This is a genomic window from Holtiella tumoricola, from assembly GCF_027857615.1.
Classification (GTDB): domain Bacteria; phylum Bacillota; class Clostridia; order Lachnospirales; family Cellulosilyticaceae; genus Holtiella; species Holtiella tumoricola.
The window spans coordinates 1-15576 of sequence record NZ_JAQIFT010000076.1 but is presented as its reverse complement, the minus strand read 5'-3'; the positions used below and the strand labels follow the sequence as shown (position 1 = coordinate 15576).

General features: G+C 31.4%; 14 protein-coding genes, 5 tRNA genes and 1 rRNA gene. 15 read left to right on the top strand and 5 right to left on the bottom strand.

Annotated features, from left to right (window positions below):
* Positions 1-52 precede the first annotated feature (52 nt).
* Both rrf and PBV87_RS22645 read left to right on the top strand, forming a co-directional pair.
* Positions 53-170 (top strand): 5S ribosomal RNA (gene rrf / locus PBV87_RS22650).
* A 9-nt stretch (positions 171-179) separates the two neighbouring features.
* Positions 180-263: transfer RNA gene (locus PBV87_RS22645), tRNA-Leu, on the top strand.
* A gap of 179 nt (positions 264-442) precedes the next feature.
* Here PBV87_RS22645 and PBV87_RS22640 read toward each other — a convergent pair.
* Positions 443-1189, bottom strand: a complete 747-nt coding sequence (locus PBV87_RS22640) for a TIGR03915 family putative DNA repair protein (protein ID WP_271013826.1) — start codon at positions 1187-1189, stop codon at positions 443-445.
* A gap of 27 nt (positions 1190-1216) precedes the next feature.
* On the bottom strand, positions 1217-2533 hold the full coding sequence (locus PBV87_RS22635) for a putative DNA modification/repair radical SAM protein (RefSeq protein ID WP_053982510.1): 1317 nt from the start codon (positions 2531-2533) through the stop codon (positions 1217-1219).
* A 145-nt stretch (positions 2534-2678) separates the two neighbouring features.
* Between PBV87_RS22635 and PBV87_RS22630 the strand changes: the two genes are divergently transcribed.
* The 4 genes from PBV87_RS22630 to PBV87_RS22615 all read left to right on the top strand — a co-directional run bounded on the left by PBV87_RS22630 (position 2679) and on the right by PBV87_RS22615 (position 4888).
* Positions 2679-2752 (top strand) — tRNA-Arg (locus PBV87_RS22630).
* Positions 2753-2948: 196 nt separating this feature from the next.
* On the top strand, positions 2949-3290 hold the full coding sequence (locus PBV87_RS22625; protein WP_053982509.1) for a PadR family transcriptional regulator: 342 nt from the start codon (positions 2949-2951) through the stop codon (positions 3288-3290).
* A complete protein-coding gene (locus PBV87_RS22620; protein ID WP_271013825.1) occupies positions 3283-3936 on the top strand; it encodes a permease prefix domain 1-containing protein in 654 nt (217 codons plus the stop codon). Before PBV87_RS22625 ends, PBV87_RS22620 begins: the two co-directional genes overlap by 8 nt.
* Positions 3937-3940: 4 nt before the next feature.
* Positions 3941-4888, top strand: coding sequence for a DUF4097 family beta strand repeat-containing protein (locus tag PBV87_RS22615; protein ID WP_271013824.1), 948 nt, complete (start codon positions 3941-3943; stop codon positions 4886-4888).
* Positions 4889-4935: 47 nt separating this feature from the next.
* Here the strand turns inward: PBV87_RS22615 and PBV87_RS22610 are convergent, their stop codons facing one another.
* On the bottom strand, positions 4936-5991 hold the full coding sequence (locus tag PBV87_RS22610; RefSeq protein WP_053982506.1) for an HD-GYP domain-containing protein: 1056 nt from the start codon (positions 5989-5991) through the stop codon (positions 4936-4938).
* 224 nt (positions 5992-6215) lie between these two features.
* On the opposite strand from PBV87_RS22610, the gene PBV87_RS22605 reads away from it, so the two are divergent.
* The 4 genes from PBV87_RS22605 to PBV87_RS22590 all read left to right on the top strand — a co-directional run bounded on the left by PBV87_RS22605 (position 6216) and on the right by PBV87_RS22590 (position 7559).
* The gene (locus tag PBV87_RS22605; protein WP_053982505.1) at positions 6216-7109 is read left to right on the top strand and encodes a LysR family transcriptional regulator; all 894 of its coding nucleotides are present in this window, start codon (positions 6216-6218) and stop codon (positions 7107-7109) included.
* A gap of 54 nt (positions 7110-7163) precedes the next feature.
* Positions 7164-7237: transfer RNA gene (locus PBV87_RS22600), tRNA-Asp, on the top strand.
* A 7-nt stretch (positions 7238-7244) separates the two neighbouring features.
* A tRNA-Leu gene (locus tag PBV87_RS22595) sits at positions 7245-7328 on the top strand.
* A 145-nt stretch (positions 7329-7473) separates the two neighbouring features.
* A tRNA-Ser gene (locus PBV87_RS22590) sits at positions 7474-7559 on the top strand.
* A gap of 140 nt (positions 7560-7699) precedes the next feature.
* On the opposite strand, the gene PBV87_RS22585 is transcribed toward PBV87_RS22590, so the two are convergent.
* Both PBV87_RS22585 and PBV87_RS22580 read right to left on the bottom strand, forming a co-directional pair.
* A complete protein-coding gene (locus tag PBV87_RS22585; RefSeq protein WP_271013823.1) occupies positions 7700-9151 on the bottom strand; it encodes an SLC13 family permease in 1452 nt (483 codons plus the stop codon).
* A 241-nt stretch (positions 9152-9392) separates the two neighbouring features.
* Positions 9393-10061 (bottom strand): Crp/Fnr family transcriptional regulator, encoded by a 669-nt coding sequence (locus tag PBV87_RS22580; RefSeq protein ID WP_053982503.1) that lies wholly within the window; start codon positions 10059-10061, stop codon positions 9393-9395.
* Between the two features lie 326 nt (positions 10062-10387).
* Here PBV87_RS22580 and PBV87_RS22575 point away from each other — a divergent pair, with 326 nt between their 5' ends.
* From PBV87_RS22575 to PBV87_RS22555, 5 genes are all read left to right on the top strand, one after another.
* A complete protein-coding gene (locus PBV87_RS22575; RefSeq protein ID WP_053982502.1) occupies positions 10388-11305 on the top strand; it encodes an NAD(P)/FAD-dependent oxidoreductase in 918 nt (305 codons plus the stop codon).
* A 44-nt stretch (positions 11306-11349) separates the two neighbouring features.
* Positions 11350-11655 carry a thioredoxin domain-containing protein gene (locus PBV87_RS22570; protein WP_053982501.1) on the top strand — a complete coding sequence of 102 codons (306 nt, stop codon included), beginning with the start codon at positions 11350-11352 and terminating at the stop codon, positions 11653-11655.
* Positions 11656-11693: 38 nt separating this feature from the next.
* Positions 11694-13568, top strand: a complete 1875-nt coding sequence (locus PBV87_RS22565) for an aryl-sulfate sulfotransferase (RefSeq protein ID WP_053982500.1) — start codon at positions 11694-11696, stop codon at positions 13566-13568.
* A gap of 157 nt (positions 13569-13725) precedes the next feature.
* On the top strand, positions 13726-14487 hold the full coding sequence (locus PBV87_RS22560) for an AAC(3) family N-acetyltransferase (RefSeq protein ID WP_271013822.1): 762 nt from the start codon (positions 13726-13728) through the stop codon (positions 14485-14487).
* Between the two features lie 124 nt (positions 14488-14611).
* Positions 14612-15460 carry a mechanosensitive ion channel family protein gene (locus PBV87_RS22555; protein WP_053982498.1) on the top strand — a complete coding sequence of 283 codons (849 nt, stop codon included), beginning with the start codon at positions 14612-14614 and terminating at the stop codon, positions 15458-15460.
* Positions 15461-15576: the final 116 nt, after the last annotated feature.

The following is a 15576-nucleotide window of genomic DNA, read 5'->3' as shown; positions in this document are numbered from 1 at the left end:
TGATTGCAGTATTTGTTTTTGAGAGTATAAAAGAATTAAATACTCAAATATTTTTGGTGGCGATGCGACTAGGGGACACACCCGTTCCCATACCGAACACGTAGGTTAAGACCTAGTCGGCCGATGGTACTTGTCTGGAGACGGACCGGGAGAGTAGGTGGCTGCCAAATTTTCAATATGCCCGAGTGGCGGAACTGGCAGACGCACAGGACTTAAAATCCTGCGAGCTAACCCTCGTACCGGTTCGATTCCGGTCTCGGGCATCAAAGCTTATACCTAACATATACGCAAGGTATAAGCTTTTTTTATGTAATCTTATTACGAGATTAAACTCTGGGGCTAGAGTAATCTTATTAACACACGAAAAAGAGGATTTGAATTAAATTCAAATCCTCTTTTTCGTTATATAAAATAAAAATTATTGTAATAAGCTAATTTCATATTATAAGGTAGACATCTCAGTAAGATGCTTCCAATAGCGAGTTGGAACAAAATTTTTCTGTAACCTTGGATTTGCTCTTTCAGGAATTGTAACACTATCATAAAATGCTTTAAAAAGAAGTTCGAAATTATCATTAATTTGATAAGAACCGAGTAAGGTATTTTCTTGTTCAGTTAAAGTTTTTAGGTAAGAACTAGATTGATCATAGATAAGTGCAGTTTTTCTTTTTAAATCATGAATGATAAAGTTCTGATCGGAAAATCTAGAAGTAAAATGTTGTTCAAGTAAAGGAAGAATATGATGGTCAGGTTCTATTTGAGCATAAAAACATAATGGGCCTATTTCAGAGAATCTTACAAATCCAGTGAAGCGATGACATTCATGAGAGACTTTACGTACAAGGTTGTCTACAGAAACAATAATATCATTATGTTTAGCTAAATTGATACTTGTACCATATTGGTAACACAGCTTTAAATATTTTAATGCTAGAAGGTCACAATTATCCCATTCACTTAAGTAGAGATAGTAAATATTTTTGAGTACAGAATAGGAAAGTTTAGTTTGAATACTAGAGTAAACCCGTTCAAACTTATCAAGTTCTGTAGTAATGGAAATAGGCTCAAATAATAAATTAGGGGTATAGAGTTGTGTACGTGTAATATGCAATGAATCTTTTTCTGAGTAGGTATAAAAAAAGCAAGTTAAGAGACCTTCAAAACTTCCATCGTATATAAATTCTTTCATTCTAAGCTCCTTCATAAAAATATAAAATTAAAGTTCTCCTGTTAATGCACTTGGCAAATCATCTAAAAGCAATAAATGAGATGTAGGATTTATTGAATCAAATAAACTTAATTGTTGATGAGGCTGTTCTATTAGATTTAAATCTAGTTCAGGTTTCATAGCTCTACGAATTTTATCATCATCATAAGTAACATTTCCATTATATTTACCGCTACATAAAATAAAGTATTGGGCACGTTTCAATGTTATACGTAGCTTTTTTAAATCTTCAAATGATAATGGTCCTAATCTACGGCTACTCATAATTTTTTTTGCACCTGTAATTCCTATACCAGGGACACGAATAAGCATTTCAAAAGGGGCAGTATTTATTTCTATAGGAAATTCATTCATATGTCTAAGAGCCCAAGAAGTTTTTGGATCAAAGTTAATATCAAAATTAGGATTTGAGAGATCTAAAAGTTCATCAACTTTAAACCCATAAAAACGCAATAGCCAATCTCCTTGATAGAGACGATGTTCGCGCATGACAGGGGGCGATTTAATAATAGGGAGAAGGCTTCCTTTATTTACAGGTACATAAGCAGAATAATACACTCTTTTTAGGTCATATTTGTTATAAAGCCCTTCACTAAGTTGCATGATTTTGAGATCGCTTTCAGGAGAAGCCCCTACTATAAGTTGAGTACTCTGCCCACCTGGAACAAAAAGGGGAGAATGCTTAAAATGCCTTCTATTTTCTTTATTCTCAATAATATTATTTTGGATCATATTCATTGGTTTAAGAATATCATGAGCGGCTTTATTAGGAGCCAAAAGCTTTAGAGATTGTGAAGAAGGTAGTTCAATATTAATACTCATACGATCAGCATAAAGTCCACATTGCCTTATAAGTGATTCATCAGCACCAGGGATAGCTTTAACATGAATGTAGCCTCTAAATTGATAGTCTTCACGTAATTTACGAAGTACATTAGTTAATAGTTCCATCGTATGATTAGGGTTTTGTATAATAGCAGAACTTAAGAAAAGTCCTTCAATATAATTACGTCGATAAAAGTTAATAGTTAACTCAACAACTTCATCTACAGTAAAAGCAGCTCGTGGGATATCATTAGATTGTCTGTTAATACAGTAGGCACAATCATAGATGCAATAATTAGTAAGCAAAATTTTAAGTAATGATATGCATCTTCCATCAGGAGTAAAGGAATGACAAATGCCACTAGAGCTACTTGAACCTAGATCACCCTTTTGGGCTTTCCTATTAGAACCAGAGGAAGAGCAGGAAACATCATATTTTGCTGCATCAGATAGAATTTCTAATTTTGTTTTTATATCCATATTAATCACCTAAATATATTATACAGAACAAATGTTCGCATGTATAGACATAATAAATAAAATAGAAAATATAATTAAAGTTTTTAAAGAGAAAACCTTTACATAAGTCAAATCACATGTTAAAATATCTAAGTAATAAAGATTTGTATCCATAGCTCAGCTGGATAGAGCAACGCCCTTCTAAGGCGTGGGTCCGGGGTTCGAATCCCTGTGGATACGTATAAAAGGCTTACAAGCATTAGCTTGTAAGCCTTTTTTGTATTTAAATAAAAACTAGATTATATAGTGTAATTTTATTATAAAAATATATATTATTTAGAAATATACATTGACAGATGAGGTATATAAGAATAATATATAAGAGAAATATTCAGAATAAATTTTTATTATTTGAAATAGCATGAAGGAGGATAAAATGTCTATTGCATCTGATCTTATAAGGGGACATACGGAAACGATTATACTAGCGCACCTTTTTGAAAAAGATAGCTATGGTTATGAAATTAATAAAGCTATACAAGAAAAAACGAATCAAACATATGAGTTGAAGGAAGCAACTTTATATTCAGCATTTAGAAGACTAGAGTCTGGCGGATTTATTAATTCATATTGGGGGGACCAAACAACAGGCGCACGACGCAGATACTACAAGATTACACACCTGGGGAAGGCACTATTTGAACAAAATTTAGCTGAATGGGAAGAAGCTAAAAGATTAATAGATCAATTAGTAAAGGTGGGAGATTTAAATGAATAGAAAATTAAAAGATTATATTGACCAGCTTTTTGCACAAGTATCAGACTCAACGTATGCAAGAGAATTAAAAGAGGAAATGTTAATTAATTTAAATGATCGATATGAAGATTTACTTATTGAAGGGAAGAGTAAAGAAGAAGCATTTATTATTGTAACTTCAAGCATTGGGGATATTAGAGAACTTTTAAGTGGATTAGATGAGACAGCAGTCATTATTACAACTAAGGATATTGAAAAGCGCCGTAAAGAAAGTGCACTTATAAGGAGTATAGCCATAATGCTATATATTATTAGTCCAGCTATGTTAATTGCATTATCTATTTTTAATATGCCTGTATTAGGTGTTGTTGTATTACTAATAATAGTAGCAGGAGCAACAGGCTTATTAGTATATGATAATGTAAGTAAGCCAGAGAACTTAAAAGATGAATATGCAGAAAGTAAAAGAAAAGAAAGTTTAACAGCTGAACAAAGGAAAAAAGAAAATATTAAAGAAGCGATTCAAGCAATTTTTTGGTTATTAGTAGTAGGCATATATCTTCTTATGAGCTTTATGCTAGATATATGGGCATATTCATGGGTCATCTTCATTATTGCAGCAGCTATTAATAAAGTCATAGACTTATTATTTGAGCTAAAGGAGTAAGAAGATGAATAAAAAAACACTTGTTAGTATACAAATTGCAGTATGGAGCTGTATTATTATCTTTTTATTAAGCGTATTTATCTTTGCGTTATATAGAGAATTTAATCATGAAGAAATGGCTAGTTTTACAAGTGGTAGTACTATAGAGTATAGTGAATCAGTAAGTGATATAAAAGATATTACAGTAAGATTAGTAAGTGAGGATATACAGTTTGTCACAAGTGAAGGAAAAGAGTTGAAGATAGTACAAAATGCCTCGTATAACTTAAAAGAGTCTGATAAGTTAGAGGTTAATAGAACAGGTAATAATATTAGTATACAAAAGCCTAATGTAAATCATGTATTCAATATGTTTAGTAGTTTTAATAGAAGAGAGAGTATAGTTATTTATATTCCTTTAGAATATGAAAATGAATTAAGAGTTAAAACTGTATCAGGCACAATTTGTTTAGATGGAATAAATCTTTCACAAATAGAGTGTGGTTCCACTTCAGGGGATATTGAAATGAATTTAATGGATATAGAAAATGAAGTAATTTTAGAAACAGTTAGTGGCGATATTAAATTAGATGAGGTAAAGAGTAATAAAATTGACATCAATACAACAAGTGGAGGAATCAAATTAAGAGATAATAAAGTAAAATTTATAGATGCTTCTACAACTAGTGGAGATGTAAAATTTCAAGGGTTGGGAAATTATTTTAAGATTAATACAATAAGTGGTAAAGTAGAGATAGAATTAGAGGAGATGTTTGAGGAGATTACAAGTTCTAGTGTATCAGGAGATATCAGAATAAAAATCCCAGAAAATGATGGATTTAGATTAAAGTACTCTACAACAAGTGGAGAACTTAAAAGTGACTTTAATCTAGATGCTGGAGAGTATAAAACAGGCTCATCAAAAATAACACTTAGAACTACATCTGGAGATATAGATATAGAAAAGAAATAAATAGTAATTATAACAATAAGGTTATGAACCTATACAGGTTCATAACCTTATTGCATAAAATTAGGAAGCTTTTCAACAATCTCTAAGTTAGGGGAAGTTCTTAAATCACATTTATAATTTTCACGGGTCCTAGTTTGTAGATTATAAATAACCCTTAATAATGGTCTGCATAAGTCATCAGCAAAGTTTTGTTCTACAAGTGCAACGCAATTATTATTTAACCTTACAGTACAGCCAACAGGATAAGATGCAACAATATGTTCTAAGGTGCCGATAACAGATTCATTTAGTTCCTCTTGCTTAAGTATAGATAAAGCACGACTTATAGGGAAGCCTGTACGATAGGGTCTAGTAGATACAAGGGCATCAAATACGTCAGCTACAGCTACTAGTTTAGCACCTACATATAAATCTTTACCTTTTTGTAAAGGATAGCCTCTTCCATCCTCGCGTTCATGATGGCATAAAATAATAACTTTAGAAATAGGGCTTAAATAAGCATCATTTTTTATAATATCGTATCCTAGTTGAGGATGGCTTTGCATAACTTTTAGTTCATCAGGCGTAAGTTTACCTGGTTTATTTAAGATATCCTTAGGAATGATTATTTTACCAATATCATGTAATAAGGCGCCGGTAACTATTTTATTAATATCATCTTGATTAAAGCCCATTTTTTTTGCTAAAGCACAGGCAATGATGGAGACATTGACACAATGAGAATAGGTATAATCGTCATTATGTTGTAGATCAAGGATATCTAAAATAACATCTTTGTGAGAGAGTTCATTCATAATAGAAGAAGTGATAGGGGCAATATCATTTAAATTGATAGTCATTAATTTTTCTATCTTTCTAAACTGACTATCTAGATGCTGATTAAGGCGCATTCTAACATTATGAGGGATAACTTCATTTGGAATAATACCTTTAGAAATTTCATCATCAATATATATTTGATAGATATAACGTTCTAATAGGCGATTTTTATATGCTAGCTTAAATCTTGATTGAGAACGTAGTAATATGCCACCTTCACTGGTAACAATGTCTTGTCCTATAATCTCGCCACCTTTAAGTGTTTCAATATTAACTAATCTCATAAGTCAATTTTCCTAATAGGAATATCCTCCCTCCAAGCTTTATGTTATAACGGTTGTATAAATAGATTATATATTAAAAACGTAGCTTTGTGTACAAATATGTACATATTAATATAAAAAGCGACAAAACCTATATGGAGTATCTAAAAGGTATATTGAATTAGACTTGAAAAGAGAATATGATATAAATAAGGATTAGTAAATACTAAAATAAAGAGGAAACTATGAATACGAAATTAGACTACTATAAAGTATTTTGTAAAGTAGCAGAATGTAAAAGCTTTTCAGGCGCAGCTAAAAAGCTTTATATGACTCAACCAGCAGTTAGTCAAACAATAATGCAACTAGAAAAAGAACTAGATATTTGCTTATTCAGAAGAGGTGCAAGAGGTGTAGTATTAACGAATGAGGGAAGTACACTATATGAGTATATACATACTGCATTAAACCTTATAGATGTTGGAGAACAAAAAATCAAAGAATCTTTAGATTTAGTTGTAGGAGAACTAAAGATAGGTGTAGGAGACACAATTTCAAGATTTTTCTTACTACCCTATTTAGAAAAATTTCATGAGCAATATCCAAATATTAAGTTGAAAATTATTAATAGAACTACAATCGAGCAATGTGAATTATTAAAGGTAGGCGAAATTGACTTGGCAGTATGTAACCTTCCGATAGAAGATACTGCACTAGAAGTACGAGAGTATTTTTATATACATGATATATTTGTAGGAGGAGAAGCTTATAAAAAATTAAGTAAGAATCCTATAGCATTAGAAGAACTTTCAAAGTTACCCTTAATATTTTTAGAGAATAAATCTAATTCTAGACAATATGTAGAGAAACATATGGAAAAAGAAGGAGTAAGGCTCAATCCAGAAATTGAACTAGGTTCACATGACTTATTATTAGAATTTGCAAGGATTAATCTAGGTATATCTTGTGTAATTAAAGAATTCTCTAAGGAGTATTTAGAGCAAAAAGGAATTTATGAAATAAGATTAATGAATCCTATTCCTAGAAGAAGTATAGGATGTTGTTTTTTAAAAACAGTGCCATTATCACCTGCATCTTCAGAATTTCTAAAGATATTGGAAACGGGTTTAGAAAAATAAAATAAGTATTTACATAAGTCAATAGCTATAGTATAATACTTATGAAATAGCGATGGCCCAGTGGTACAGTTGGTTAGCACGCCGCCCTGTCACGGCGGAGGTCGAGGGTTCGAGTCCCTTCTGGGTCGCTTATATGCCCAAGTGGCGGAACTGGCAGACGCACAGGACTTAAAATCCTGCGAGCTTACCCTCGTACCGGTTCGATTCCGGTCTTGGGCATAAAAAAACTACAACTTATGTTGTAGTTTTTTATTTTTTAATAATCTCTTAAAAAACCTCAAAAAAACTTAAGTTTTTTTAAAAAAAGGCTTTACATATGACAAATATGGTGTTATTATAAGAGAGTAATTGACATAACAAATTTGGAGAGGTGTCCGAGCGGTTTAAGGAGCTGGTCTTGAAAACCAGTGACTCCGAAAGGGGCCGTGGGTTCGAATCCCACCCTCTCCGCTTCAAAGCGTACGGCGTAAGCTGTACGCTTTTTTGTTATATAAACTAGCTTGTTGATTATATGTTGATCTATGAATAATAGTGTAGAAGAGAAAAAGATATAGAAAAAGCGACTTAGATTTCTAAGTCGCTTTTATTTATTAAAACATAATTTTAGATAATGGAATACCTATAATAATTACAGTAGCAAGCATGAGAATACTCATGATAGTAGTATATTTATAAATATCTTTTGTGTCTAACCATTCTTTGTTACCATGCATAATAGCAGCAAATGGTGAAGCAGCTGGTGTAATTGCTCCGAATAGAACCATAAAGATAAATATTGAAACGATAGGTTCTGTAGCAACTCCCATAGTTTGAGTAAAAGCTGAAATAATAGGAAGGAAGATAATTCCTACAACAACACTATTACAGAAGTTAGTAAGTACTAAACCTAGTACAAGAATAAGTACGATAAAAGTAAATTCTCCTGTTCCTTCAAACACTGGTGCTAATAGGTTTTTTAAGAATGGTGTTACGCCTGTACCTTCAGAGGTTAAAGCATTACCGATAGTAAGTGCAGCACCTATTAAGAAGATAGTACTCCATTGAATATGGTGACTACTAATATTTTGATAATCAGCTAAGAATTTACCATCAATTTTAATTGCACATAATATACAAACCATGACTAATGCAAATCCAAATTTATTATCGTTGAAGAATGCTCTAATTGGTAAATCTGCAGGTAAAATACCTGGAAGTATCATAAATAAGATATATACAATAAAAGTTGTAGCAATGATTTTATGTTTTACATTTAATGGTGGAAGAGGATTTTTGTTAAACATCTCCACACTTACATCTTTGAGTAAAGATATGTCTGGCTTAAGGACAAACTTCATTAATACTATAAGAAGTCCAATAGATAATAAAGATAAAGGTATAGTTAAACCAATAAATGAAGCGAAGCTAATTTCTATACCAGTAAGTGAGGTATAGTTATTAAGAAGGATTACAGGACCATCTTTAAATGGTGCTGTACCAAATCCCATTAAGGCTACAACAACTACTGAGATAAGCATTAATGTAGGATATTTATCTTTTGGTTTATAGCCTAGTTCTTTAAAAATACCATATAGAATTGGCCAGAAAAGGAAGATTGGTGTGAACGCAGATGAAGTTGCTGCTAATGCAAAAACTCCTAGTAAAACCATAAAAGAGAACATCCAAGGTTTTCCATTGATTACTTTACGTGTTAAGAACCATCTACCAATATAATTTGTAAGTCCTGATTGTACAACAGCTCCGATAAGAACCATCATAAAGAAGAGCTGAACAACTGTTGAATCACCTAAAAAATTCATTAAGACTTGATTCATAGGGGCAAAACTGCTACATCCTAGTAAGAATATTCCTAGTAAACTAGGCCAAATAGAATCAACAAATGTCCAAAGATAAATTACCCCAATAAATATACCTATTATTTCCATTCCTAATGGAGTGATAGGTTCAGGAGCTGGTATAAATCTAAATAAGATCATAAGTGATATACCTATTAAAGTATTAATAAGATAGCTGTAATTAGCACGTTTTTCGCTGCTATTCATAAGTGGAATCTCCTTCTTGCTCATATTTTTAGTTTAAATTTAAGTTTACTATCAAGTATGTTAAAATTATAACATACTTGATAGTGTGAAAAAAATAACGTATGTTACTTAATATAAAAAAATCATAAAGTATGTTAAACTTTTCATTCTATAAATACGTTAAATTAAAAATATAAAATAGGTTTAATTAAATAAAAAGAGTAGAAAATATTATATCTATAATATTTTCTACTCTTTTTATTTAATATGTGAGCATTTTCTTTTCATGAATATAATCTTCTAAGAGACTACGATCTCTAATAATAATACTATGTCCATCTTTTTCTATAGCACCCTCTTGTTTAAGAGAGCGCATAATGCGTGAAACGGTTACAGTGTGTACTCCTAAATATTTGGCAAGTTCTACATAATTAAAATGTTTATCAACTATATTACGTCCATGTGAAGGGCGGCTAAAATCTAGAAGTGTTTTACATAATCGACTTGGCGTACTAGATTCTTGCATAAAGTGAAAATGATTTAATACATCTGAAAAATAATTTGCAAATAATGACATTATATAACGATTTAAAGTAGGATTATCACTTAAAAGTTGATAAAAGTTAGAATATGGGATTTCGTAAAGCCTACAGTCGGTTTTAGCGTACATATAAAATGCACTTGTATTAGCATCAGGGGGAAGCGTTAAATATGCAGGGGTAAAGTTAATAATGCTACCAGCAGCAAAATAATGATAGATTTTTTCTTCGCCTGATTTAGTAATACTTAGTAAAGCGCAAAGACCATCTTCTAGACAATAAACGTAATCACTAGCAAAGTCTAAGTTATACAGGCACTCACCTTTTTTAGCAATTCTAAATTTACCAGCCTTACAGAATTCATCAAAATAAGTAGTATCAGTAGGTGTCAAGATGCATTCCTCCTAATAAGTATATAATAAGATATCTCGTTAAATAGATACTTTGAATTTGTAATTAAAATATATGATTTTATTAGCTAATTATAGCATATGAAAAAATAAATAGATATAGATAAATTGTAAAAGCCATGCCCGTATAATAGATTAGGATAACAAGAGAAATTATAAATATACTTAAATTTTATAAAACGTAACCTGGGTTATTTTTATAAAATTTAGAGAATGTTATACTAGTGTAGTAATAAGCGATAAAAAAATTTGAAGTTAATTGTTAAAAATTTATCTATAAAGTAATGAAATTATGGGAGGGAACTGTTGTGGCATTATATGACGTAATTATTATAGGTGCAGGACCAGCTGGTATGACAGCAGCAATTTACGCAGCAAGAGCAAATATGAGTGTATTATTATTAGAAAAGCTTGCTCCAGGTGGACAAATTATCAACACTCACGAAATTCAAAATTACACAGGTGTAGGAACAATTAATGGTGCAGAACTTGCATATAAAATGTTCGAACATACACAAGAATTAAGCGTAGCATTTGACTATGGAACAGTAAAAGAAATCAAAGAAGAAGGCAACGTAAAAATTATTACTTGCGAGGAAGAAGATAAAATCTTTGAAGCTAAGAGTGTAGTTATTGCAACAGGAACTATCCCAAGAAGATTAGGGGTAGAAAATGAAGATCGCTATGCAGGTGAAAATATTAGCTGGTGTGCTATTTGTGATGGTGCATACTACAGAGGTAAAGATGTAGTAGTAATCGGAGGAGGAAACTCAGCCGTAGAAGAAGCTGTTTATTTAGCAAGTCTTGCGAATTCAGTAAAAGTAGTTACTTTATTTGACTTAACAGCAGATCCAATCACATGTGATGAATTAAGAGAAAAAGATAATGTTACAATTTATGAGTATCATAACATTGAAGGCTTCACAGGTGATGAAAAATTAAAAGGCGTACGCATTAAATCAACAAAAACAGATGAAGAACTAGAATTACTTTGTGATGGCGTATTTGAATATATTGGACTTAAACCATCAACAGATGCATTTAAGTCATTAGGAATTTTAAATGAACAAGGTTATGTTATGGTAAATAGCCAAATGGAAACAAACGTACCAGGTATCTACGGTGCAGGAGATGTAGTAACAAAAGAACTTAGACAAGTTGTTACTGCTTGTGCAGATGGCGCGATTGCAGCTCAAGTAGCATCAAAATATGTAAAAACAATTTAAGCAGGACATAATAGATAAATAACATTTCCAAAGGAGAAAATAAAATGATTAAAGAAATTACAAGTTTTGAAGAATTTAATGAGTTATCAAAATCAGGAAAAGTATTAGTAGATGTTTACTCAAAAACATGTGGACCATGTAAAATGTTAGGATTCGTATTAGCAGATTTAGAAAAAGATCTTCCAGACTCAGTAATCTTAAAAGTAGATTTTGATCAAAATAAAGAAGTTGTAGAAAAATATGACGTAGCATCATACCCAACTATCCTTGTATTACAAGATGGTGAAGAAGTAAATCGTTTAAAAGGTTTACAACAAAAACCAGCTTTAAAACAATTATTAGAAGCTTAATATAGAAAATTAATAACTATTTAAAGGGAGGAAAGAACATGTCAGTACAATTAAAAAATACAGAACATCTTATTACATTACAACATAGATCTGAGCAAGAAATGTTAGAAGCATTTAAAAATGGTAATCACACAGTAGAAAATCCATATGTCAAATTAAATCCTTATATTGTATGTCCTCTTACAGCAGTAATTATGTTTGATACTGAAGAAGAAGTTGAAGTAACACTTACAATTAAAGGTAAAGAAGAAGCAGGAAATATTACACATACTTTCCCAAAAGCTAAAGAACATAGACTTCCTGTATTTGGCTTATATGGAGATTATGAAAATACTGTAGAAATCAAACTATCAAATGGTGTAGAATCAGAAGTTAAAATTCAAACAGCTCCAATCCAAGATAACATTGGTAGATGCACATATATCAATACAACAAGTGAATATATGCAAGATAATATCATGTTCACAACTCCTGCAGGTTTAGACTATGCAGCAGGTTATGATTACAATGGTGATTGCCGTTGGTACATGACAGAACCTTTTATTTTTGATATGAAACGTCTTAAAAATGGTAATGTTTTAATCGGTTCAAATCGTTTCATTGCACAACCATACTATATGGTAGGTATCTGTGAAATGGCTCTTTGTGGTAAAATCTACAAAGAATTCCGCGTTCCAGGTGGATATCACCATGATCAATTTGAAATGGAAGATGGTAACCTTCTTATTCTTACACAAGAACCAGGTGCTGCAACAGCAGAAGATATGTGTGTACTTGTAGATCGTAATACAGGTGAAATCCTTAAAAAATGGGATTACAAAAAAGTTCTTCCACAAAATGTTGGTAAATCAGGTAGCTGGTCAGATCATGATTGGTTCCATAACAATGCCGTTTGGTATGATAAGAGAACAAACTCTCTTACATTATCAGGTAGACATCAAGATATCGTAATCAATTTAGATTATGAAACAGGTGATCTTAACTGGATTATTGGTGACCCAGAAGGCTGGCCACAAGAAATGGTAGATAAATACTTCTTCAAACCAGTAGAAGGTAAAGAATTTGACTGGCAATATGAACAACATGCATGTGTTGTATTACCAGATGGTGATGTTATGATGTTTGATAACGGTCACTGGGGATCAAAAGATCCAGAAAAATATCTTTTATCAAAAGATAGCTATTCACGTGGCGTAAGATATAGAATTAATACAGAAGATATGACTATTGAACAAATCTGGCAATTTGGTAAAGAAAGAGGAGCACAATTCTTCTCACCATATATCTGTAATGTAGAATACTACAGAGATGGTCATTACCTTGTTCATTCAGGTGGTATTGGTTACTATGATGCAAAACCAACACAAGTGTTACCAGCATTCCTTGATACAAAAGATCCAAAAACAAAACTCCAAACAATTACTGTAGAAGTTGAAGATGATGTACTTAAATATGAAATGCATACTACAGCTAACTACTACAGAGCTGAAAAATTAAAATTCTACCATGAAGGTCAAAACCTTGTAATGGGTAAAGGTGAATTACTTGGTAAACTTGCTGTAACAGAAGAATTCTTAACAGAAGTACCAGCTGAAGATACAGGTTTACTTATGCCAGAGAAAAACGAAGCTAAATTCATTAATGAAGAAGATCGTATCATTATGGATGCTAAGTTTGAAAGAGGTCAACTTGTAATGATCCAACTTGAAAGCGTAGTAGATGATTCAGTTCATAGATACTTCGTACCAACTACAAAACATACATTCTTAGCAATGTGTGCAGGAACATTCCAAGAATCAGATGACCGTGTTGTTAAATTCAATGTTAACAAAGAAGGTCTTAAAGGAACATTTAATGTTACTGTAACAATTGATGATAAAAAATATCAAACAGGCGTTGTAGTGACTATCTAATAAAGAATAAAAAAGTACGAGTTTACTAAGTAGACTCGTACTTTTTTGTCTATTGTAAAAATGTGACGAAATAAAAAGTAAATACTACTATAGTTTTGTGTTTTATGGTAATATAAAAGATATATTAACTAGAATAAGCACAAAGGGGGCACGAGCAGTGGAAGGCTATAATAGTAATAAAGTGATAGAACAACAACTTAGACAGCTAGGTGTAAAAGAAGGGGACATTTTATTAGTACATGCTTCGTTAAAGTCTTTAGGACAGCCAAGGGTAAAAGCTGAAATGGTTATTAAAGGAATAGAAACAGTATTAGGTGAAAAAGGTACTTTACTGATGCCAACTTTAACATATAAGCAAGTGGATGGATATAAGAACGATACGTTTAGCGTTAAAGATACTGAATCTGAAGTAGGAATACTTAGTGAATGCTTTAGAAGGATGCCTGGTGTAGTAAGAAGTTTACATCCAACACATTCTGTTTGTGCAAGAGGGAGATTTGCAAATGAGTTAGTAGCTACTCATTATATGGATAATACACCTTGTGGCCCTAATTCCCCTTATAGACTCTTAAAAGAGATGGGTGGACATATTTTAATTATAGGATGTGGATTAGAAAAAAATACGTCTATGCATGGAGTTGAAGAGCTAGTTCAACCTGAATATTTATTTGGGGATATAATTGAATATAAACTTTATAATGGTAATAGAGAAAAAAGTTTTAAAAAGTATAAAACTCATAATTTCCAAGGTATTACACAAAGATACGATAGACTAAAAGATATATTAGAAGAAGAAAAAGATATAAAAGAAATAACTATTTTAGATGCACAATGTTATTTAATCAATGCAAGGACAATGTGGAAAAAAGCATATGATACTATGCAAAAAAATAGATACTATTTTGTAGACCAATTATAATAAAAGTACATAATTTAATTTCCTAAAGGTATTTTAGCTTTTAGGAAATTTTTGTTATTTATATAGCTTGCTTGCATATGATATACAAGTTAAGGGAAAGAAGGTTATAAAAGGAGGTTGCTAAGTGGAGTGGTTTATAAAAATGTTAAGTACATATGAAGGCATAATAGGAAATATAGGTTTTACTTTTATTATTTTACTCATATCTGAAGTTTTTAGAAAAACTGTAGTTAAAAGAGTAATAAAAAGTAAGGAAGATATAAAGGAACAGTATAATAAAAGAAAGAGTATTAATGGCGTATTTATTTTGCTGGATATTCTTTTAGTAGGTACAATATGGTATAGGTGGTCAACTTATATTGTCACATTTATAGGGGTATTCTCTGCAGGGTTAGCTATAGCGATGAAAGAAGTCATTATTAATATAGTAGGTGGTATCTATATTATATGGGCAAAACCTTTTCAAATAGGTGAAAGAATAGAGATAAATGGATATATAGGTGATGTAGTAGACTTAGGTTTTTTCCAGTTTTCTATGTTAGAAGTAGGAAATAGGGTAGGAGGAGAACAAAGTACAGGAAGAATTGTTCAAGTACCTAATATGCAAATATTCTCTGTACCTATTGAAAACTATGAAAAAGGATTTAAGTACATATGGCACGAGATTAAAGTGGAAGTTAAGAAAGATAGTGATTGGGAAAAAGCAAAGATAATTTTACAAGAGTTATTAGAAGAACTTACAGAAGAGATTACTATAGAAGCAAAGAAGCAGATAGAGCATGCTGGGAAAAAGTATCTTATCTATTATAGTTATTTAACACCTATTGTATATACATCATTTAGTAATGAAAAAGTTATATTAACAGGAAGATTCTTATGTGAACCAAGACAAACTAGAGTTATAGAAAATAATATATGGGAAAAATTCTTGAAAACTATAGAAATAAATGAAGAAAAAATAGAATTAAAGTAGCTTAAAGTAAGGGTTTAAAGATAAATTGAAAAAAATATAGAAATAGGGTTGACTTATGTAAGTTTATAGCATATACTTATGTAAGTCAGTAGGCAACAAGCCACTGACATGAATAA